This is a genomic window from Candidatus Nitrosotenuis cloacae, from assembly GCF_000955905.1.
Lineage (GTDB): Archaea > Thermoproteota > Nitrososphaeria > Nitrososphaerales > Nitrosopumilaceae > Nitrosotenuis > Nitrosotenuis cloacae.
This window is the reverse complement of the sequence record NZ_CP011097.1, coordinates 1-20043: the sequence shown is the minus strand read 5'-3', so window position 1 is coordinate 20043 and position 20043 is coordinate 1. Positions and strand designations below refer to the sequence as shown.

Genomic DNA, 20043 nt, shown 5'->3' with positions numbered 1-20043 from the left:
AAGCTAGTGCCTATTCCAGCTCAAAAAGAACTATCTTTTTTGGATCGTCCTGTATGATTCCAAAGTGAGGTCTGGCAAATCCTCCGCCATAGTATCCTTGCGGGCCGCCAAGTCCTACCCGTATGATGTAGTTGTAGTTTTTCTCGATTGGAAACTCATGTTTTTTTAGATCATATTTTGATATTTTTTCCGTTTCATATCCAAATGTCCAAAGATTCGTGATTTGATCACCGTCCTGCTTGATGGCAGCCTCCATGTGTTGGTGGCCGCACAAAATTACAAAATTATCAAGATGTGCCTTGCCCTCACTAAATGCCGATTCTGCCTTGTAGTGATATCCAGAATAGCTGAAAAACTCGAAATCCTCTTCTGATAATCTTTGCCAAGTTCGCTGGTACAGCCACGGATCGTCACCATTTTTTGTGATTTTTTGCGGATCCACTGGACCCCCGTGAACACAGAAAAGTCTGTCTTTTTTATCTATGACAAACTGGTCGCCAAATGTTCCGTCCTTGTTTTGCCTAAAGAATTCCGTGTCCTGGCTTGTTAGCATGTCATGCTCTTTAATGCTGGAAAAAGAGCTGCCAGAGAAGAATTTTTTGTACATGACACTTTCATCGTGGTTTCCCATCACAGATATCATTGGGTAGGATTTTGATAGTTCACTCATTTTTTGCAGGACCTGTCTTGGGCTTGTGCCGCGCTCCATCAGATCTCCAAGATTGATTATTCTGGAAACCTTGCCATACTTGTCTGCAAAGTCTGAGGAAAGTGCTACTTCCAGAATTGTTTCCAGTCCCTCAATGTCTGCATGAATATCAGAAAATACTAGATCCATTGTGATGGACTTTAGTTTGCTAGATTGATTCCGCTTTCTTTGGCTTCTTGTTTTAGATCTACTATTTGGTTATTGAGATCCTCAATTTCAGCCACAAGCTCCGCTCGTCTGTCGATTAACGTCTTTAGCATCGAGCTGTACAGATTTGTTAATGTTTGACTCATTTTTTCACCGAACTCCTTTTACAATTTTAGTCTTAAACCCTTACTAATAATTTGTACTAGCGTGTTTGTCAACAATCAGCTCAGTTTGAGCTTACTAGGCACATTGTCCAAATTTTCCACATTGGAATGATGTGATTTTGTGTTGTGCCAGAGCGGTCCTTATTGGTTAATAAACCAAGTACGCACAGGTTAAAGACTAAGTAGGTCGTGTTTGCTCGTAATGTTTGAGGATGTTGTAAGGGATGCAATAAGGGGACAAACAGAGTCTGGCGCTACTGCGATACTGCAAGGTAGTGTACCTCAGGAGATTCACGGCTTTATTCCGGATTTGGTATCACAGCTAGACCAAGGAGTAGATTCCACAATAGTTGCCGATCAGGCACTAAACAAAACATTTGACATTGTGGAAAGCGTTGTGTTAACTGATGCTACTGCACATGTTTTGGACAAATTCTCAGACAGAATTGTGAATCTTTTGTTTGGCGAGGCATTCCTAAATGTACTAGCACAGGCAGCCACACTAATCACAAACAGCACATCACCATTCTAGGATTTTGTAAAGGAAACACAATGACAGCCCTTGACAAGACACTTGCCGGAATTGTCGTGGAGCTTAGAATCATGAAAACAACCTGCGGGGATATTTTTGCAACTCATGTATCTGGCTTGGAGATTTCCTCACTAATTCGCTTTGCGGTATTAAGCTACTGCCACGCGAATCTCACGTGATTGATGGTTGCAAATGTTTTGGTGTAGATCTGCTAATGACTCCTCTTTGAATGTTAGATCGCACCGGAAACACTTCCATGCAGTTGTTGTCATGATGAATATGGTGACAATTTTGTATTTAATGCGAACGTAGAATTTGTATGGATAAATTCTACGAATCCAAAAGTTAGGTTTTTGCTAAATTACATTCGTACTTTTTGCAAGCTCTAATGCTTTTTTGTGGGTCATCTTGATCTGCTTTAGAATGGTATATCGCTCAGGTCGCAATGATTGCGCTATTACTAGTGCTTCTACAACAACTTGTTTTTTGAGGCCGATCTGCTTTGCAGTGGTTGGTGCACCTGCATTTTTGAGCGTATTTGCTATCTTTTTCCAGTCCTGTCCCTGAAGCTTTGCCATCAGGATTGCACCAATTCCACATTTCTCCCCATGCAATCCTATTCCTGGCGCTAGCTTGTCCAACGCATGAGAAAACAAGTGCTCAGAGCCAGAGCATGGTCTGCTACTTCCTGCAATGCATGATGCAACACCTGCACTGATCAGTGCCTCTACGATTTCACGAATGTCTGGTCTTTTTTTCTTCTCAGTTGCTTCTAGTAAGATCTTGGCACTCATTGATGCCAAGTTTGATGAGTAGCGTCCGTAATATTCGCCGGTATTATCTCGTCCAAGCTGCCAGTCCTTTACTGCAGTTATTTTGGCAACCAGATCACCACACCCAGAAGCCAAAAGCTTCTTTGGTGCTCTTTTTATCACATCAATGTCTACAAACACACCAAGCGGTGCAGTTGCAACCAGCGAGTGTGGCTTTTCCCCTTTTACAGACACAAAGGGGCTTGCAATTCCATCATGCGATGCAGCTGTTGGAACACTGACAAAGGGTTTGTCTAAATTATACGAGATCATTTTTGCGACATCAACTGATCTGCCCCCACCAATCCCAACTATGAGGTCTGATCTGTCCTTTCTTACTTGGGATTCTACCATACCAATTGATTTTTCGTCGTTTGTCTTTGGGCTGTGCCAGACTGCCTTGATTTTGGAATCAGACAAAGACTTTGAGATTTTTACCCTGATGATTTTTTGAACGTGATTGCCCGCAATGATAGAGACCTTTTTTGTCGGGCCCAGATTTTGCAAAAACTTGCCAAAGCCCCCAATATTTTTTTCTCCTACTACTATCAGGCGCGGAAGCTCCATTGTATGAGATGGAGAATTACGCATTACGTCTTTGCTTGAGCCTACCAAATATCAATTTGGCCCCCCAAAGTTATTTAAAAGGGTCAGGATCATTTCTGATCATCTAGGAGTATTTTCTGTGTCAGCTAATAGCGTAGAAGACAAAATTCTACATGGAACAACCACAGTAGGGATTAAGGCAAGCGACGGTGTCGTATTGTGCGCAGACATGCGTGCAAGCGCAGGCTATTTCATTGCAAACAACAACACAATGAAGATTCAACAGCTGGCTCGACATGCAGGCCTTACTCTGGCAGGCGGAGTAGCAGATGCACAAAACATCACAGACGTTCTAAGATATCACGCAAGCATTCACCGAGTGCAAAAAAATGAAGACATTCCAATCAAATCTCTAGCAAGACTATGTTCATTGATGTTTCATCAAAACAGAGGCTATCCATTCATTGCAGACATTTTGCTTGGCGGATACGACAAACAAGGTCCACAACTAGTAAACGTAGATGTGTTTGGCTCAGTCGAAGAGAAAAAATATGTCACGACGGGAAGCGGCTCACCAGTAGCATATGGTACCCTAGAAGACGAATACCGAGACAACCTCAAAGTAGAAGAGGCCAAGGTAATCGCATTGCGTGCTGTAAAGGCAGCAATAGTTAGAAACATTGGAACCGGCGACGGAATCAATGTTGCAATTATAGATAAAGAGGGTTTTCGACTCTTGAGCAAAGAGCAGAAGAAAGCCATCATTGCTTTGTAGTGATTTAATGCAAAAAAGACAACAGGAAAAGGATTCATCTACAGCCCAAAGTGTAATGGCAACAATACTGCAAAGTATTCCAAAAGAGGCCCAAGTAAGCAAAATCGACTATGAGGGCCCACGAATTGCACTATACACGAGATCACCATCATTTCTGATGGAAAACAACCAGATAGTCTCAGATCTGGTAAATGTGATCAAAAAAAGAATCGTAGTCAGAACAGAAGAGTCGATTCGCAAAAACGAAGATGACGCCAGAAAAATAATTGCAGAGGCACTACCAAAGGAAGCAGAACTGGGAGGCACATATTTTGATACGGCAACAGGTGAGGTCTCTGTAGAGGTAAAGCGACCTTGGCTACTCCAGAACAATCCCGAGTTTAATTCAGCAAAACTAACTGAGCAGATGGGTTGGAGAATTCGAATTAGAAAGGCAACTATCATCCAATCCAGCACCATTCAGCAAATCAACTATAATCTCAAATTATCATCATCAGAGCGCTCAAAGCAGCTCAAGCAAATAGGCGAGAGCATTTTCAGGCCAAGACTAGCCCAAAGATCTGAGGTTTCTTTGATGACACTTGGCGGATTTGGCCAAGTAGGCAGGTCCAGCATGATACTTACCACACCAGAAAGCAAGATCCTAATTGATTGTGGTGTAAACCCAGGCGCACGATCTCCATCTGAGGCATTTCCAAGATTGGATTGGGCAAACATAACACTAGATGAGCTGGATGCAATTGTAATAGGCCATGCACACTTGGATCATACCGGATTCTTGCCGGTATTATGCAAGTATGGCTACAAGGGCCCAATCTATTGCACAGAGCCAACCCTACCAATGATGAATCTAATTCAACTAGATGCAATACGAGTAGCAGCTGCGCAAGGACGAGCGCCACTGTACGCAGAGCGCGATGTAAAACAGATCATGCGACAAACCATAACCATTCCATATGGAACAGTAACTGACATTGCACCAGACATCAAGTTGGTATTTTCAAATGCAGGCCACATTCTTGGTTCTGCGACATGTCACTTTCACATTGGTAATGGTGATCATAATTTTGTATACACTGGCGATATCAAATTTGGCAAGAGCATTCTATTTGATAGTGCATCATGGAACTATCCTCGAGTTGAAACCTTACTCATAGAGAGCACATATGGCGCAAGAGAGGACATCCAGCCAACAAGACAAGAAGTAGAGTCTGCATTCATCAATGCAGTAAACAACACACTAGTTGATGGCGGAAAGGTCTTGATTCCAATTCCGGCAGTGGGTCGTGCCCAGGAAATACTGATGGTAATTGATCACTACATGAAGGCAGGCCAGATGGTCGAAGCACCAGTATTTACAGAGGGAATGATTTCCGAGGCTACTGCAATACATGAAGCCTATCCTGAATATTTGGCGCGCGAATTACGCCAGAAAATCCTGGAAACTGATGATAATCCATTTGACTCTGAATATTTCACAAACATCGAGCACTCTGATGCAAGAGAAGAACCTCTGCGAGACAACACACCATGTATAATTTTGGCAACCTCTGGTATGCTAGAGGGCGGCCCAGTCTTGGAGTATTTCAGAAACATTGCTCCAGGAAACAAAAACAAGATAATCTTTGTCTCATATCAGGTCAATGGCACTCTAGGAAGACGGGTCCTTGATGGCTCAAAGCAGGTCTCCTTGCTAGGAAAAGACGGCAAAGTAGAGGTGGTAAACGTAAACTGCTCCATGATAAAGCTTGATGGATTTTCCGGCCACAGCGATTTCAATCAGTTAATGTCATTTGTGCACAAGCTAAGACCAAAGCTTCGACGAGTCTTGGTGAATCACGGTGAGCGAAGAAAGTGTGAAAGCCTTGCAATGAATATTCGCAGACAATTCCGAGTTCCGGCCCACTATCCACAGGTGCAGGAAGCAATCAGGCTGTTCTAGATATTATATTCAAAAAATGTCGGCAAAACTAGTTGCATCAATGAGCCTCACCATGATGTTGGTGTTTGGATTACTCTTTGCGTTCATGGCAGCAATTGGGGCTTATCTGAATGTGGGAGTTTTTGGAATGGCTGGAATGGGAATTTTTATGGGATTGATCCAATGGTTAATCGGTCCAAAAATAATCCGATGGAGTACAAACCTGAGGACGCTGAGCCCGGGTGAGCTCCCATGGGTTGAGCAAACAGTCAGGGAGATCTGCGCCAAAAACAACGTAAAGGTTCCACAGATAACAATTGCAAACAATGGCATGCCAAATGCATTTGTCTTTGGCAGAACAAGCAATTCTGCAACGCTTGCACTAACACAGGGGCTGCTAAACAACCTAACACAGGACGAGGTAAAGGGAGTAATTGCGCACGAGATAGGTCACATCAAGCACCATGACATGCTTGTAATGACAATAGTCTCTGTTGTGCCAACAATTGCATATTACATTGCCATGTCGACGATGTTTTCTGGCAGATCACACAGGAATCAGGTAGGTGGTGCAGCAATGATAGGAATTGGCGCATTTGTGGTGTACTTTATTACAAATCTCATGGTGTTGCATTTCTCAAGACTCAGGGAATTTTATGCAGACAGATTCGCAGGACAGCAAATCAAGCCCACACATTTAGCAAGTGCTTTGGCAAAAATAACGTACGGATTGAGCATACAAAAACAAAACATGCAAAATTCTTCGCTGCGAGCATTTTACGCAGTGGATCCTGTTGCATCTAGCCTTGAGGTATCCAGATTTGCATCATATTATTTGGACTTGCACATTTCAGAAAAAGAGGTCCAAGATGCGATGGACTGGGAGCGAAGAAACTCGTTCTCCAAGTTTGGCGAGCTGTTCAGAACACATCCACTTACATACAAAAGAATTGCAAAGCTCTACGAGCTAGACAAGGAACTGGACAAATCAGAAAAAACCTGATTCTAAATGAATTAGCTTTGCGGCAGATCAATTAGAATTATTTCCGCACTATCAGATTGTACATCTAGTTCTGTCTCATTGGTTATTTCTGCCGAGTCTTTTTCCTTCATTAGGATGTTGTTTAGTGTAATGTTACCAGTAATAACAAAGAGATAGTATTGCCTGCCTTGCTTGATTTGGTATTTTGTTTTCTTTGTCAGCTTTGAGATATAAAATTCTGCATCTTGATGAATCTTTAGTGCATGATTAGCAGGCCCAATTACTTGAAAAAAATTATCCAGTCTGTCTTTTTCCAGAAAAGTCTTTTGTTCCCATGACGGCTTGAGATTTTTTGTATCAGGTGTGATCCAGATTTGCAAAAGTTTCAGAGGTTTGTCTTTTGAGTGGTTGTATTCAGAGTGAAACACACCTATTCCCGCAGACATTCTTTGGATGTTACCAGCCTCAATTGTTCCAGTGTTCCCAAGGCTGTCCTTGTGCTCAAGTGTTCCCTGTGTGACATAGGTGATGATCTCCATGTCTTTGTGTTGATGAAATCCAAATCCCATACCTGGATGTATGATATCATCATTGAAGACCCGCAGTGGCCCAAAGTTTGTTTTGTCTGGGTGATAGTGCTCACCAAATGAAAAATGGTGATAGCTAATCAGCCAATCAATTTCTGTTTTAAAATTTTGATCATTCGAAACGATTTTGATCATTGTGCCTCCGCCAGTTTTTTCATTGCAAGAACAGCATTTTTTATCACTGATAAAAACTGTAAATCAAAATCTTTTTTTGCGTTTTTGTCTTTTGGTGTCCAGTCCTGCAAATATGTCAGGACTAGCTCACAGTCCTTTCCTTCTATTTTGTTTAGGAAATAACCATCAAATTCCGTATTATCTACTAATGTAAATTTGATCTCGCGAGATTTTTCATTAATAGTGATTCTTTCCTTGATGTTCATTCCAACCGCGGTCATTTCCCTTAGATAGCCATCAGTGTATTTTTGTATGATTGTGGATTCTGTGACTTGCTTTATGGTTTTTTCTGGGTGCTTTGCTTTGTCTAGTAGCAAGGCCCACAGTTTTTGTTCGGAACAATTGATCTTCTCAGAATGTGATATGACCACAAATTTGATAGTCTGATTTTGTATTTAATATTAAAAACCTAGATCTGCATTATGTTGTTTTTTAGCAGATAATTGATGCTACTAATGTACTCTGAATCCGAAATCCTTCCTTCAGTCCACCATTTTACTGGGTTTTTGAACCATGAAGGAATTCTCATTCCGTTATATTGAATTTGGATTTCCTCAGAAAATGCATTGGTATCGGTAAGCTCAGCGCTCCATTCCGTCTTTTTAATTCGGTCGTTATATTTGGCAAACAATACAATTCCAGTGTTTTTGTCAATTACTTCTTGGTATTGTTTGGTCTTGTCCCAGGCAATCATAGCATCTCGCTGCTGGTTCTTGAATGGGAATATCACCTCACCTGTGGTCGTAATCGGATATTTCGAGTCGATTGTAGTGCCTATTTTGATTGAAGTTTTGTGCACAAACGAATAGTATTGCTTGGTGTGGTCTATGAGCCCATCCGAATCAATGTGAAAGTTGTCTTGTCTTTTGTCCTTTTTTGTTATTTCAGTAGAGCTGATCGCAATTGTGTTTCCCGGCGTGCCAAACGTATGGGTTAGGTTTGTGACATCCTGGCTTGTAGTGTCCTTGATTGAATATTTGATGTAATGATTTTTTGAAACACAGATCTGATCAGACATGCATCTAGGTTGATCGGATAGTCCGATCGGTGCGTCGATCATTTTAGAGTTTATCAAAAATCTTATTCCATATGAGAATATGTTGTCACGCTCTTTTCCTTGCTGCCAGCGTGTTGCGTCATCTTTTATCCAAGATGGAATGTTTGAGGTCTGCTCAAAGCGATCGCGAACTGGCTTTTTTACGATCGGCTCACCCAGTAACGCGATCAGCCGATCTGTGCGATCAGAGCCCTCTGAGAACCATGTGATGTCATTATACAAGGTAAGACAGCTTCGAATGTCTGGATGATGTGCATATCTCTGCAAGAATTTGGCCTTGCCAAGTGTTTCAAGCTCGGGATAGATGGCCTCACACTCTGTGATTGTTTTGGCGTGATCAGATTCTGCAAATGCAAACGGCACAGCTACTGACAGAATAACTGCAAACATTCCCAGATGAATTTTATGCAATTACAAAATTTTCTCGGGTTAATCGATATTAAGAGGACGTAGAAATTATCCGCGCAGTTTTAATATTATTTCAGATCGTATTCCGGCTTCCAGATTTTTACGCCAGGAGGTGTAACAATGATTCGCTCTTCGCCAAGTCTTGCAATGTCTGCATTAAAGTTTTTTGCCTGTGCATATAGTTCTTCGACTAGCTTGCGTAGCTGCTCGACATCTTTTTGCGCCAGTGGTGTTACTCGCAAAATTAGGATCATGTTTTTTTTCATGTCATCTTTGATGGAGTGAATGTCGCTCTGATCACGAATTGTGATTGCCTTAAGATAAGTCGGGCTTTCGGTTTTTTGCATTGTGGTTATTATGATTCGTAAATACTCCCTCAAAAAGTCTTTCGCAAAAAATTACGCACAAACGTCCAGTTTTGTTCCTAAACCCTAAAGTGGATGTAATCAGACTCGGCAGCACTCTTTGCAGATATTTCCAAGTTTTGCTCACCATGTTGAATGATTACTGTTTGGTCTGTTTCTTTTGGTGCATCAGAGTATCGCAGTGTTACGGATGCACAGAGTGATTTGTGGTCTTGTAGATTTTCTCCGCGAAGCATAGAGACTGGGCCCATGTGATCCTTTGCAGTGAACAGTAAATCATTTGGTAGAGCCAATGCCTTTATGACATCATTTTCATCTTTGTTTCTTCCAACAATTAGTTTTGTTTTGTTATCTAGTCTAAAATGTCTGCCAATCTTTAGAAGATCAATGTCATTTACTGTTGGAGTCTCTACATGTGCAAACAAGTCTTTAGCTCGCAGTCCAAACGCAGGATCAGTCAGAAGGCATCCACCTCCAGCGTTTGGCGGGTTTTCAATTCCAAATTCCTTTGCCATATCAAGCTGCATTCGTCGAGTGCGTCCGCGAATCTTTCCCAAATCTTCGCGTTTTATGAGACCAGTCTCTTCTGGAATGGTCTTTGGCAGTAATGCAGCAGATAGTGGTCGGACGATGTATCCTTCAAGGCCTGATTCCTTTTCTATTGTTCTCAGTGCTGGTCCGTGCTGACTCATTGGCCTTTGGCCCAATACTTCACCAGATATGATAAATTCAGCTCCGATCTCGTCCATGTGTTTTTTTGCAGCCTTGAACATCATGGATCGGCAGTCAATGCATGGATTCATGCCAGAGCCAAACCCATATTTTGGATTCTTTAGCATCTCGATGTATTCATCACCGAGGTAAACTGTTTTTAGATTAACATTTAGTGCGTCTGCTCTTTCTCTTATTTCAAAACCACAACCACGGCCGCAATCAAAATCACAAAATGGAGTCTTGATGGCAACAGCAGATACTTCAAAGCCTTGTTTTTGCATCATCTTGACAGCTAGCTGACTGTCTAATCCACCAGATAACAGTGCAACAACTTTTTTCTTTTCTTCCAACTAGACAAAATTTCGTTTTCCAGTATACAAATGTTCCAACAAAGATTAATTCACTAGGATATGGCAAAACACGCATGAAGCAGCGCCGAAAAACGCTACTAAAGCATGCACAAAAAATCGACTGTGACACGCTGGTGTGCTTTGAGCCAGAAAACCTGTTTTATCTGACTGGGTTTTGGGGTGAGGCAATCGGTGTCTTGGAAAAAAACGGCAAGACCACAATAATTGCGCCAGAGCTAGAGGCAGGTAGAGCAAAAGATGATGCGATTGATTGTGATGTGGTAACATCAGAGAGAGGAGTCGGATTGTTGTCCAGCCTTGTGATGATGCTTAGGGGTAAAAAGGTCTGCACCGACTGCCAAAATTACAACACAATGGAGTCACTCAAAAAATCTATCCCAACCATAAAACATTCAACGGATCCTTTCTATCGCGCTCGTGAAATAAAGGACGAGTCTGAAATTACGATTCTCAAAAAAGCATCAAAAATCCTAGATGAGATGTACGAGTTGTGCACAAAAAAAATTGCTAAAGGTGTGCGCGAGTCCGAGCTGCAATCAAAGCTAATGGCGTTTGCAATGGAGCAGGAAATGTTTGCTACGGGTTATCGCTCCACTTTGAATCCTCTGATAATTGCCGGTGGGCCAAACGGCGCATTGCCACACGCACAGGTAACAAATCGAAAATTTGCAAGTGGTGATCTTATCGTAGTAGATCTCACATTGCGCTACAAGTGCTATGTCAGTGATGCGACCAGAACCTTTGGTTTGGAAAAAGTATCAGACCAGGCAAAAGAAGTCTATGAAATAGTCAAGGAATCACAAAAAAATGGACTGGCAGCTATCAAGCCAAATGTTTCATGCAAGAGTGTGGATGATGCATGTAGAGATCATATCAACCAAAAAAATTACGGAAAATTTTTCATCCATTCGACAGGACATGGAATCGGCCTTGAGGTCCACGAATTTCCCACAATATCACAAAAGAGTACAACCATTCTGCAAAAAAATATGGCAATCACTGTAGAGCCAGGAATCTATATTCCAGGTAAATTTGGCGTGCGAATCGAAGATTCAGTTATAGTGAGAGTAAAACCAATCAACATGCACCGTTTCACCAAAGAACTGATCATTCTGTGATTAGTGCCTAAAATTGTATTTTTTATCCAGTTTTTCCTCACAAATCATGTGGATAGGATCATGAGTGGGATGATCATTTTAGACATACACGCGTCTAATTACGATATTAGTATAGTATGATTACGTGGAGTCATTTTGTTGGGTATGTGCTTCCAATAAAAAAATTGGAAACGGCCCAACAATTTTTGTTAAGAGTTTTTTGCAGACAGGATTAGTATTTTCCAGGGAAACTTGATTGTATTATTTTTGGTATAAGGAATGGTTTTTTGCTTGATTGCTTGTTTTAGTTCTTCTTTTTGTTTTGGTGTGAGCTTGTCCAGCTTTTCTTTTAGTGGCTTTGCCAAGTATTTGAGATAGTCAGACCAATATTTTGAAAATGTACCAGGTGAATACCAGAACTTGTACTCTTGTATTGTAATGTGTGAAAAGCCGGCCTTTGTAATTGCCTTTTTGAGGCCTGCCTTGGTTCCAAACCTATCCAGATCTGGCGCTCCAGACGAAATATAATCCGGGATGAATTTCTGCACAGAATCCAAGATACTGGAAAAATATGGGACCGTACTACCAGCACCATGAGTTGCAACGATTAGTGTACCGTTTTTTCTAAGTGATTTTTTTATGTTAGATAATGCCTTGGCAGCATTTGGAAAAAAGAACAATGCATACTGACATGTTATGACATCAAATTTCTGATTAAACGCAAAGTTTTCTGCGTCAAGTATGGCAAAGTCTACGTTTTTTGCCTTGATTGATCTTTTTGCTATGGACAGCGCTGTTTGAGAGCTATCTGCGCCTATTACATGCCCAAATCTTCCAATTTTTGATGTGATCTCTTTGGTTACTGCGCCTGTCCCGCACGCCAAATCAAGCACCAAATTGCCACGGCGAAGCTTTGCCATCTTTACTAGTTTTTGTGTGCTCTGGAACGGTCCTATGCTTTTGCCTGCCCATCTCTTATGATAACGAGGTGCGATTTCATTCCATGTTTTGATCATTCTCTTTTTGTATTCTATGGGTGATGAGCTAACCAAGTTCTCAATAGTAATTTGGTAGTACCTTTTATTATATCGTCAACGGCCTGAACAACAATGGAAGCTAACATCAAAGAGGGAAAGATAAACGACATCACACATCTAGGTCTCAGACTAGCTGTTGGTGTCATCTTTCTAGTGCATGGAGTCGGCAAGACTGCAAATCCAGGCTTTGGCGGCTTTTTGGGAAGCCTTGGGATGCCAGCAGAAATGGTAATGCCGATTGCTCTTGCTGAAAGTATTGGTGGAATTTTGCTAATCATTGGAGTTTTGAATCGAATCTCTGCTTCAATATTATCAATCATAATGCTTGGCGCGATATTTCACGTCAAAAAAGCAGAAAACCTCACTGGCCAAGGCTCATACGAGCTTGATCTGATCTTGCTTGCAGCAAACCTGTGCATCATAACCATGGGCCCAGGCAGAATCTCTATTGCTCATATAGCAAAAAAAATTCCGAGATTTTTGCACTAGCTCCAAAATCTATTTTTTATTTTTACTATGATTATTGCTGGAATGACAAAATACATCCCTATATTCAATAGAATGATTCCGATTCCATATCCTAACATTTCCTGCTCGGAATCAATATTGACATGATTCAGAATTGACAGAGTAGAAAGCATAGGTGTTATGGTTACTTTTACCATTTCCTTGAAGATTGGGTTTTGTCTTTCTAAATCAGCTATTGTAGGGCTGAATGTATAGTAAAATTCGTTAAAGCCAGCCATGAATACAGTGCCAGAGCCAGTACCAAATAGGGTACTGGCTCGGATTTCCCTCAAGATTTGGACTTGTGGGGCAAGCTCCGTGCCAAATGCTGCAGTTGCAATTGCGCACTGTCCCGGGAGTTTTGGTACATCTTTCTTACTATCATCTGTTGGTAGTGCAGTTGTACTAAACGATTCAAGTGCTGCATTAAATTTGGGTATTGTAGCATCAAAATTGTTCTCGCTGTTTGTGTAGGTTATGATATAGAATTTGTCGCCAGAATGCATCACAACTTCCTTGAACTTTACTTTGATCTGGCCAGATGTAGTGTTGAATTTGCCTAATGCTTCACGTATGTAGCCATCATTGCCTTTAATCATTGTTTTTTGCTCATCCAATATGGTGAGAACACCGGAGTCTATTGCTGGTTTTAGTGTTTGCTTAATTTTTTCAGAATAATCATCTAGTGTAGTCCCGTTTGTTGGTTTGACAGAAACCGAGATTGCCGGTGTGAATCCACCAATTTTATCACCAACAGCTACCACGTCTGGTGTTTCGGGGTTTCGCTTTGGTGGCTCTTGTGTAAACCATCCTGCTGGTGGTACAAATGAAAATCCTAGCTTGTCATTAGAGTATGGGACGGTCTCGGTAGTTTTTGGTGCAACTCGCTCAGGCTCGCCTTGTTCTAGCAGATCTGTAATGTCTGATCGGTTCTTTACTTCGGCCTTGAGGATCTCGCCTTTGCCCCAATCATATGGGATGTTGTTTGTTGGCTCACCTGGATTTTCCAAGTTTGCTATTTTGTCCAAAGTGTCATAGCTTGTCTGAGTTGTAATTCTGCCAAACACTGCATAACTTTGGTCTAGTGCAGGTGTGTCCTTGTGAACTATGAAAAACTGTGAGCTTCCACTATCTGGATCACCGCCCCGCGCCATTGATACTATTCCTCTCTTGTGAGAAATAGTATTGAATTCGCCAGGAATGGTATAGCCAGCATCGCCCGTTCCCCACTCAGTGAGCTTTTGGTATCCACCTGGCTTTGTCTTTGGGTCACCACCCTGAATCATGAAATCCTTGATTACTCTATGAAATACAGTTCTGTCATAAAATTTCTGCCCAGTCAGATTTAGAAAGTTCTCTACTGTTCTTGGCGCATCTGCTGGGAATAATTCTATTACTATTTCGCCTGATTGTGTAGTTAGTACAACTACTTTATCAGAGATCTCTGTTTCCGCAAATACTGGTATTAGACCTGCCAAAAGCAAACCAACCACAACAGAAACAACAACCGAATATTGCAATATGTGACATTTTTGCCATCTCAAATAAAAGCTAATGGCATTGGTTTTTAACAAGTCGCCCTAGTTTGAAAATCATATGGATTCTGATGAGAAAATAAAGACTCATCTGCTTTCAGTATGGCTGGAAGAAAAAAAATTATTTACAAAAAGCAAAGAGTGTATGTTTTTTGTCACCGACAAGGGATTGTACTTTGTATCAAAGACTGAAGCAAAGAGCCAGTGGTGGAAATCAACCGTTCAAAGACAGATTGTATATTTGATTAAAGATCCGGAAAACACCATTCTAACTCACGATGGGTATGGTGAGAAAAATCTCACTGCAGATCTGGAAAATGAAAAAAACCCAAGATATGCCATGTCTGATGTAATTGAGGTAGGTATGGAAGAAAAAGCATGGGGGACAATTCTGTTTTTGAAGCTGCGTGATGGTGAAAAAGAAAGAAAATTCCATCTCTCCATAGTAAAGGACTGGGTTACCTATCCCGCAAAGGCTCCAATGAGTTTTCTGCGAGTGAATTGGACGCCGGTTGTACAATACATCAAGTCCAGGGTGGAATCATGAGTAATGTCTATGCGGTTGGTGTAGGCCCGGGTTCACCAAAATACGTCACAGAACTAGTCAAAGAGGTAGTGTTGAATTGCGATGTGGTGATTGGCTACAAGTACACCTTGCAAACAATCGAGTCATTACTAGATGGAAAGGAAGTACATGAAATCACAATGAAAAATCAAGAGGAAGCATATCAAAAAGTAGCAAAGACACTTGGTCAAAAAAAACTAGTTGTTCCATTTACTGGTGATGTTAATTTTTCAGAGTCCGAAGTGGTAGACAGACTGATAGAGATTTTTGGTAAAATCTCAATAATTCCTGGAATTTCAGCAACTCAAGTTGCAGCATCCAAGGCACAGGTACCATTGGATCGCTCCAAGATAATAACAATGCACATCACCACACCAATCGAGGAAAAAAAACTCGAGCTACAAAAGGCGATTCTGGATGGGTTTTCCGTCGTTTTGGTACCAAGGCCCTGGCCACGAGACCCAAGCAAGCACTTTATGCAATCAGAAATTGCACATTATCTGAGAAAAAATGGCTTTGACACCGCAAAGTTACGAGTGCATGTCTATGAATTCCTAACAACAGAGAAGGAAACCGAGTTTGTTGGATTTGTCAGGGACTTGGAAGGAAAAGAATTCTCTGATCTGTCAGTAATGGTAATCAACCAACACAAGCTGGAATCCTACATCAACTTCTAGTTTCGTGGTTTATTCTGGCCAAATTTTACTATTTTTGACTCATCAAAGACAAATATTGTGATGTTGATTTTTTGATATTTTTCATCATACAATCTGAAAAAGCCTGTCTCATCAAATGTTACACTCCAAGATTTGCCGGGAGCAATGATTCCACTTGAAATTTTGTTATCTGGTATAAACGAGCTTTTTGTAATTTGTTTGCTTTGATTATCAAGAATTCCGCTTTGAAGGGAGTGTGCTGCATTATCTTCATTTACAAACGTTATAGTGCCACCAGGTGCAATTGTGATTCGATCCTCAGATAGGAAATTTGATCTAAAGCCTGAGATTTGTGTCTTGTATGTTACGGCGTCTGGATTTGCTGCTCCTTCTAGGATTTTAATGGTGACATCAGATTTTGTTGTCTTGTCTACCGGCTTTACTAAAAATTCAGAGACCTTGCTGGTGTAGACTAGTTTTGTTTTCTGTTTTGTTGCATCGGTTATAGTTCCACTAAAAGTATAGATTGATTCGGTTGTTGTCTTGTCTACTAGTTTTGCGATTCCGGATACTGTTGCCTCTTTTCCTTGCGGATCAGTTGCCTTGGCATTAAATCTGAAAAGCTTGCCATTTTGTAGCATAGAGCCAGAAAAATCAGACAGGGTCCAATCTTTTTGGTCAACTGTGATTACACCACCCTGTAAAGTAAATTCAGATTTTGTTTTTGTCTGAGTTACGGAAAATGTGATTTCTGTAACAGAGTCAGAAATTGACTTGCCAGATACAGCAAAGCCGCTTCCAGAAAACGTAAACGCCTTGTTTCCGGCAATTTGTGCCTCGGCATCATGAATGGTTAGTGCAAAAACCACGCCCAAGAGTACGGCTAAAAATGCTAGATACTTCACAGTATAGCCACGTCCTGATTTTGTTTATAATTTACTACTGAATTATTTTTGGCAAAGCCACAAAAATTAGTCAATTCTTGAGATCTTCGATTTTTGGTATTAGATCTTCGCCCTCAAAGTTCTCTATCATGTAGGCCTCAATGATTCCACCCAAAAGCAACAAGCCAATCACAATTCCAATTTCTATTACTAGCGGCTTCCATTGCTCCTTTAGTGGAGATTTTTTGAATAATGCCATTATCAGAATAAAGCTTCTAGACATTGCAAGTGAATATGCCGCAAGCTCCATCAGACCAAACGGCGTGGCAAAGATCAGCGCCAGTGGTGGAATGTTTCCAAGCAATGGTGTTGTGGTAGCAAGTGCTGCAAACGCAAATCCAGTAGAGACTGCAGAAAATATACCCCAGCCAATTCCAAACCCAGGAATGAACATTGCAAGTGCGATCTCCGTATTATGCAGGAATATCTCAAATCCAAAGTTCTCACCCTTTAGTGATTCAAGCAGCTTGTTGAATTCCTCCAAGAAGATTTTTGCTTCTTCCTCCGGTACTTGCATCTCCGCTCCTAACGAAAATGCTGCAGAAAATACACCTAAAAAGACAAAGAAAAGTATGATTCGCTTTTTCATTTAGAATCAAGTTTTTTGGCGGTGAATAAGAGTTTGTTGATCTGAAGCAGAGTTAATTAAAACGTCATCTGATGTTACCTTGTTTATGATTAGTGATATCGGTGCTGCATTAAATTTTGTAATTAACAAGGGCTTTCAGATCCATCCAGATGCGCTAAAAATTCTAGAGCAAATCGACGTAAAGGAGTTGGAGAGGATCATAAAGCAAATCGTAAAGGAAAAGGAACGCCAACAACTATACCTGATTTCACAAAAAGACCTCGAGTCCTTCCTAGGCATAAAAGAGGACGAATTCATAGAGGATGATCATGAAATCATCTATGACCCGACTCCTTACATCGCATCAGCCGAGGGAGTTCAGGGCTTTACTGCCCTGTTTACAAGCAGATTCAACAAGCTCAAGCGAATAATGTCAAATCGCCCAGAGGCAAAAATGATAAAAACGGTTTCCGCCGTGCTTGCCACCAAATCAAAAGATGAGGTCTATGTGTGTGGTTTGGTCACAGACAGGCGAACCGACAGGAATGTCACAAAAATAACACTGGACGACCAAACAGGAATCATAGAAACCATTGTAATTGATGAGGAGCTACAAAAGACCGCCTCCGGATTATTGATGGACCAGTTTGTTATGGAGAAAATCGTCGCCAGTAAAAACGGTGGCTTTATTGTTAAAGATATTATTTTGCCGGACATTCCGGATCATGCCGCAAACCGCTCAAAGACTGAGGCCTATGCCGTTTTTGTCTCGGATCTACATGCCGGCTCTAAATATTTCATGGAAAAAGAATTCACAGACATGATAGCCTGGCTTTCCAGCCCAGACCCAATAGCAAAGCGGGTCAAGTTTGTCATTTTGGGCGGCGATGTGGTGGATGGAATTGGAATATACCCAAATCAGGATAAGGAGTTAGTTGCACTAAACACGGCAGACCAGCTAAAGCTGCTCTATGACATCCTAGACAAAATACCAAAGCACATCAAGGTCTTTATCGCACCCGGCAACCATGACCCAGGAAGAAGAGCACTTCCCCAGCCGGCAATTCCAGCAAAATACTGCCCAGACCTATGGGGTAGAAAGAACTTTTTCATGATAGGCAACCCGGCTATAATATCACTCAATAGCGTCAAGGTATTGATTTTCCATGGCCAGTCAGTGGATGACATTGTCAAGACCACGCCTGGACTCAGCTACGACAAGCCTGCAAAGGTCATGCAGTATTTGCTAAAGGCGAGGCATTTGAGCCCAATTTATGGGGCAAACAGCCCACTTGCGCCAGAACTAGAAGATTATATGGTAATTGATGAGGTACCCGATATCTTCCATGCAGGCCACGTCCATGTGGTGGATTTGGACCTATACAAAAACATCCTAATTTTGAATTCAGGTGCATGGCAATCACAAACACCATTCCAGTCAGGTGTTGGAATTACGCCGACTCCGGCAGTTGCGGTCTTGGTGAACTTGAAGACCTTTAAGGTCTACACCAAGGACTTTACTAAATAACGTCTTCCAGCGTAGCTTCTGAGCTAAACGTATCCTTTACTATTTCAGGTGAAATCGTTAGTGTGAATTTTTTTGTCCTACCATGAATTCCTTGGTGGATTATCTTGCCGGAAATAATGCCGGACATTTCAATTTCAGAGAGCATCTGTGTTACCCTTCTTTGTGTGAGTTCTTTTTGGCGGATTGCCTTGCAGAGGGTTTTGTATGCTGAATAGATCTCACCAGTAGATAATCCGGATGCCTTCATTACCGCAATGATTAGGAGTTTTTCGTGTAAGGGGTAGGATCTGAGTGCTGTTGTTTCCTTGTCTTCTTCCATTTTTGTAGAGGCTGTTCGGATGTGTTCTTCTTTGACTGTATCAGACTGTGCTCGTTCCGCTATCTCACTTGCCACTCGGAGTAAATCGATCGCACGCCTGGCATCGCCATGCTCGCGTCCTGCCATTGCTGCACAAAGGTTTAGCGCCGAGTCCTCGACTACACCCTCCAAAAAGGCATCCTTGATTCTGTCCCTTAGTATCTCTTTTAGCTGATCCACTGAATAGTTGGTAAAGACAATCTCTTCTTCAGATAATGAGCTGATTACCCTGGGGTCTAGTCTTTCCTTGAAGGTAAGATCGTTTGATATGCCAAGTAGTGTCATAGAGCCTTTTTTTAGGCGCTCATTTGCTCTAGTCAGTTGGTATAGGATGTCTTTGCCTGTCTTTGATACCAAGTGAGCCAGATAGTCGATTTCATCTACAACCAAAATGATGTTGTATTGGTTTTGCTCTATTCTTTTTAGTAGTCGTTTGAAGACCTCTGATGTAGCAAGGCCTGTTGGGGGTAATTCGTCCTCATCCAAGTCCAATTGCCTTCCAATGCTTACAAGCAAGCCATAGAGTGTGGTCTCTTCCTTGGCATTAGAATAGATCAGTTTGATCGGAAATTTCGACTTTTCAACTCGTTGTTGTATTTTGTTTAGGATTTTTTTGACCACCAGAGTTTTACCGGTTCCTGGCTTGCCATACACCAACAAATTAGAAGGTCTTGACTGCTTCAAAATAGGCGATAAAGACTGGGTTACCTTTTCCAGTTCTTCATTTCTATGTAAGATGATATCAGGTAGGTAGGAAAAATGTAAAACACTTCGGTTTTTTATTATGGATTTACCACTTTCTACATTATCCAGAAACCGATCAACTGGGTCATCTACCATTTACTCTCACACCTCGATTTCCAGTCCATAACAACTTTGACTAGATAAGAAGTGTTTAGAATGAATATGATAGTTTGAGTTTAGTTTGTAATTAATTATTTTTAATTTGTTTTTCATAAAAAAATTTAGAAAGAAAAAGAGTGG

Annotated in this window: 23 protein-coding genes; 10 read left to right on the top strand and 13 right to left on the bottom strand. The window is 41.4% G+C overall.

Going from position 1 to position 20043, the window contains the following annotated elements; all coding sequences use genetic code 11:
* Positions 1-10: 10 nt before the first annotated feature.
* A complete protein-coding gene (locus tag SU86_RS00105) occupies positions 11-838 on the bottom strand; it encodes a metallophosphoesterase family protein (protein WP_048186667.1) in 828 nt (275 codons plus the stop codon).
* Positions 839-849: 11 nt separating this feature from the next.
* Positions 850-1002 (bottom strand): hypothetical protein, encoded by a 153-nt coding sequence (locus SU86_RS09680; protein ID WP_158507448.1) that lies wholly within the window; start codon positions 1000-1002, stop codon positions 850-852.
* Positions 1003-1222: 220 nt separating this feature from the next.
* On the opposite strand from SU86_RS09680, the gene SU86_RS00100 reads away from it, so the two are divergent.
* Entirely contained in the window at positions 1223-1552 is a 330-nt protein-coding gene (locus SU86_RS00100) for a hypothetical protein (RefSeq protein ID WP_048186665.1), read from the top strand.
* Between the two features lie 20 nt (positions 1553-1572).
* Positions 1573-1731, top strand: a complete 159-nt coding sequence (locus SU86_RS09675) for a hypothetical protein (protein ID WP_158507447.1) — start codon at positions 1573-1575, stop codon at positions 1729-1731.
* A 177-nt stretch (positions 1732-1908) separates the two neighbouring features.
* On the opposite strand, the gene SU86_RS00095 is transcribed toward SU86_RS09675, so the two are convergent.
* Positions 1909-2955 carry a sn-glycerol-1-phosphate dehydrogenase gene (locus SU86_RS00095; protein WP_048188954.1) on the bottom strand — a complete coding sequence of 349 codons (1047 nt, stop codon included), beginning with the start codon at positions 2953-2955 and terminating at the stop codon, positions 1909-1911.
* 94 nt (positions 2956-3049) lie between these two features.
* Here SU86_RS00095 and SU86_RS00090 point away from each other — a divergent pair, with 94 nt between their 5' ends.
* Genes SU86_RS00090 through SU86_RS00080 form a run of 3 tightly spaced genes read left to right on the top strand, consistent with a single transcriptional unit; the run spans position 3050 to position 6609 of the window.
* Positions 3050-3685 carry a proteasome subunit beta gene (locus tag SU86_RS00090; RefSeq protein WP_048188953.1) on the top strand — a complete coding sequence of 212 codons (636 nt, stop codon included), beginning with the start codon at positions 3050-3052 and terminating at the stop codon, positions 3683-3685.
* Positions 3686-3692: 7 nt separating this feature from the next.
* Positions 3693-5627, top strand: a complete 1935-nt coding sequence (locus SU86_RS00085; protein WP_048186663.1) for a beta-CASP ribonuclease aCPSF1 — start codon at positions 3693-3695, stop codon at positions 5625-5627.
* Positions 5628-5643: 16 nt separating this feature from the next.
* A complete protein-coding gene (locus SU86_RS00080) occupies positions 5644-6609 on the top strand; it encodes a zinc metalloprotease HtpX (protein WP_048186660.1) in 966 nt (321 codons plus the stop codon).
* A gap of 11 nt (positions 6610-6620) precedes the next feature.
* On the opposite strand, the gene SU86_RS00075 is transcribed toward SU86_RS00080, so the two are convergent.
* The 5 genes from SU86_RS00075 to SU86_RS00055 form a co-directional block, all read right to left on the bottom strand.
* The gene (locus tag SU86_RS00075; protein ID WP_048186656.1) at positions 6621-7310 is read right to left on the bottom strand and encodes a pirin family protein; all 690 of its coding nucleotides are present in this window, start codon (positions 7308-7310) and stop codon (positions 6621-6623) included.
* Positions 7307-7720 carry an AtaL-like protein gene (locus SU86_RS00070; protein WP_048186654.1) on the bottom strand — a complete coding sequence of 138 codons (414 nt, stop codon included), beginning with the start codon at positions 7718-7720 and terminating at the stop codon, positions 7307-7309. The genes SU86_RS00075 and SU86_RS00070 overlap by 4 nt, the downstream gene beginning before the upstream one ends.
* 38 nt (positions 7721-7758) lie before the next feature.
* Positions 7759-8817, bottom strand: a complete 1059-nt coding sequence (locus SU86_RS00065) for a hypothetical protein (protein WP_148550677.1) — start codon at positions 8815-8817, stop codon at positions 7759-7761.
* Between the two features lie 65 nt (positions 8818-8882).
* The gene (gene sepF / locus SU86_RS00060; RefSeq protein WP_048188951.1) at positions 8883-9161 is read right to left on the bottom strand and encodes a cell division protein SepF; all 279 of its coding nucleotides are present in this window, start codon (positions 9159-9161) and stop codon (positions 8883-8885) included.
* 77 nt (positions 9162-9238) lie between these two features.
* A complete protein-coding gene (locus tag SU86_RS00055) occupies positions 9239-10243 on the bottom strand; it encodes a DUF814 domain-containing protein (RefSeq protein ID WP_048186648.1) in 1005 nt (334 codons plus the stop codon).
* A 74-nt stretch (positions 10244-10317) separates the two neighbouring features.
* Between SU86_RS00055 and SU86_RS00050 the strand changes: the two genes are divergently transcribed.
* Positions 10318-11382 (top strand): M24 family metallopeptidase, encoded by a 1065-nt coding sequence (locus tag SU86_RS00050; RefSeq protein ID WP_048186646.1) that lies wholly within the window; start codon positions 10318-10320, stop codon positions 11380-11382.
* A gap of 188 nt (positions 11383-11570) precedes the next feature.
* Here the strand turns inward: SU86_RS00050 and SU86_RS00045 are convergent, their stop codons facing one another.
* Positions 11571-12413, bottom strand: coding sequence for a class I SAM-dependent methyltransferase (locus SU86_RS00045; RefSeq protein WP_236687699.1), 843 nt, complete (start codon positions 12411-12413; stop codon positions 11571-11573).
* 57 nt (positions 12414-12470) lie between these two features.
* Between SU86_RS00045 and SU86_RS00040 the strand changes: the two genes are divergently transcribed.
* A complete protein-coding gene (locus SU86_RS00040) occupies positions 12471-12887 on the top strand; it encodes a DoxX family protein (protein WP_048186642.1) in 417 nt (138 codons plus the stop codon).
* On the opposite strand, the gene SU86_RS00035 is transcribed toward SU86_RS00040, so the two are convergent.
* The gene (locus SU86_RS00035; protein WP_236687696.1) at positions 12884-14425 is read right to left on the bottom strand and encodes a peptidylprolyl isomerase; all 1542 of its coding nucleotides are present in this window, start codon (positions 14423-14425) and stop codon (positions 12884-12886) included. The genes SU86_RS00040 and SU86_RS00035 overlap by 4 nt on opposite strands.
* Positions 14426-14501: 76 nt before the next feature.
* Between SU86_RS00035 and SU86_RS00030 the strand changes: the two genes are divergently transcribed.
* Complete coding sequence (locus SU86_RS00030; protein ID WP_048186641.1) at positions 14502-14987, top strand: hypothetical protein; 486 nt, start codon at positions 14502-14504, stop codon at positions 14985-14987.
* Positions 14984-15682, top strand: a complete 699-nt coding sequence (locus tag SU86_RS00025) for an SAM-dependent methyltransferase (RefSeq protein ID WP_048186639.1) — start codon at positions 14984-14986, stop codon at positions 15680-15682. Before SU86_RS00030 ends, SU86_RS00025 begins: the two co-directional genes overlap by 4 nt.
* On the opposite strand, the gene SU86_RS00020 is transcribed toward SU86_RS00025, so the two are convergent.
* On the bottom strand, positions 15679-16566 hold the full coding sequence (locus SU86_RS00020; RefSeq protein ID WP_048186637.1) for a cupredoxin domain-containing protein: 888 nt from the start codon (positions 16564-16566) through the stop codon (positions 15679-15681). The genes SU86_RS00025 and SU86_RS00020 overlap by 4 nt on opposite strands.
* Positions 16567-16636: 70 nt before the next feature.
* Entirely contained in the window at positions 16637-17194 is a 558-nt protein-coding gene (locus SU86_RS00015; RefSeq protein ID WP_048186635.1) for a stage II sporulation protein M, read from the bottom strand.
* Between the two features lie 85 nt (positions 17195-17279).
* Here SU86_RS00015 and SU86_RS00010 point away from each other — a divergent pair, with 85 nt between their 5' ends.
* Positions 17280-18701 carry a DNA-directed DNA polymerase II small subunit gene (locus SU86_RS00010; protein ID WP_048186633.1) on the top strand — a complete coding sequence of 474 codons (1422 nt, stop codon included), beginning with the start codon at positions 17280-17282 and terminating at the stop codon, positions 18699-18701.
* Here the strand turns inward: SU86_RS00010 and SU86_RS00005 are convergent.
* A complete protein-coding gene (locus SU86_RS00005) occupies positions 18694-19899 on the bottom strand; it encodes a Cdc6/Cdc18 family protein (protein WP_048186631.1) in 1206 nt (401 codons plus the stop codon). The genes SU86_RS00010 and SU86_RS00005 overlap by 8 nt on opposite strands.
* Between the last annotated feature and the right edge of the window lie 144 nt (positions 19900-20043).

What these genes read in the sequence shown, in the direction of transcription:
- SU86_RS00100 (WP_048186665.1), top strand. Translation starts at nt 1,223, where the DNA reads ATGTTTGAGGATGTTGTAAGGGATGCAATAAGGGGACAAACAGAGTCT.
- SU86_RS00080 (WP_048186660.1), top strand. Translation starts at nt 5,644, where the DNA reads ATGTCGGCAAAACTAGTTGCATCAATGAGCCTCACCATGATGTTGGTG.
- SU86_RS00105 (WP_048186667.1), bottom strand. Translation starts at nt 838, where the DNA reads ATGGATCTAGTATTTTCTGATATTCATGCAGACATTGAGGGACTGGAA.
- SU86_RS00050 (WP_048186646.1), top strand. Translation starts at nt 10,318, where the DNA reads ATGAAGCAGCGCCGAAAAACGCTACTAAAGCATGCACAAAAAATCGAC.
- SU86_RS00025 (WP_048186639.1), top strand. Translation starts at nt 14,984, where the DNA reads ATGAGTAATGTCTATGCGGTTGGTGTAGGCCCGGGTTCACCAAAATAC.
- SU86_RS00075 (WP_048186656.1), bottom strand. Translation starts at nt 7,310, where the DNA reads ATGATCAAAATCGTTTCGAATGATCAAAATTTTAAAACAGAAATTGAT.
- SU86_RS00085 (WP_048186663.1), top strand. Translation starts at nt 3,693, where the DNA reads ATGCAAAAAAGACAACAGGAAAAGGATTCATCTACAGCCCAAAGTGTA.
- SU86_RS00005 (WP_048186631.1), bottom strand. Translation starts at nt 19,899, where the DNA reads ATGGTAGATGACCCAGTTGATCGGTTTCTGGATAATGTAGAAAGTGGT.
- SU86_RS00095 (WP_048188954.1), bottom strand. Translation starts at nt 2,955, where the DNA reads ATGCGTAATTCTCCATCTCATACAATGGAGCTTCCGCGCCTGATAGTA.
- sepF (WP_048188951.1), bottom strand. Translation starts at nt 9,161, where the DNA reads ATGCAAAAAACCGAAAGCCCGACTTATCTTAAGGCAATCACAATTCGT.
- SU86_RS00010 (WP_048186633.1), top strand. Translation starts at nt 17,280, where the DNA reads ATGATTAGTGATATCGGTGCTGCATTAAATTTTGTAATTAACAAGGGC.
- SU86_RS09675 (WP_158507447.1), top strand. Translation starts at nt 1,573, where the DNA reads ATGACAGCCCTTGACAAGACACTTGCCGGAATTGTCGTGGAGCTTAGA.
- SU86_RS00040 (WP_048186642.1), top strand. Translation starts at nt 12,471, where the DNA reads ATGGAAGCTAACATCAAAGAGGGAAAGATAAACGACATCACACATCTA.
- SU86_RS00015 (WP_048186635.1), bottom strand. Translation starts at nt 17,194, where the DNA reads ATGAAAAAGCGAATCATACTTTTCTTTGTCTTTTTAGGTGTATTTTCT.
- SU86_RS00030 (WP_048186641.1), top strand. Translation starts at nt 14,502, where the DNA reads ATGGATTCTGATGAGAAAATAAAGACTCATCTGCTTTCAGTATGGCTG.
- SU86_RS09680 (WP_158507448.1), bottom strand. Translation starts at nt 1,002, where the DNA reads ATGAGTCAAACATTAACAAATCTGTACAGCTCGATGCTAAAGACGTTA.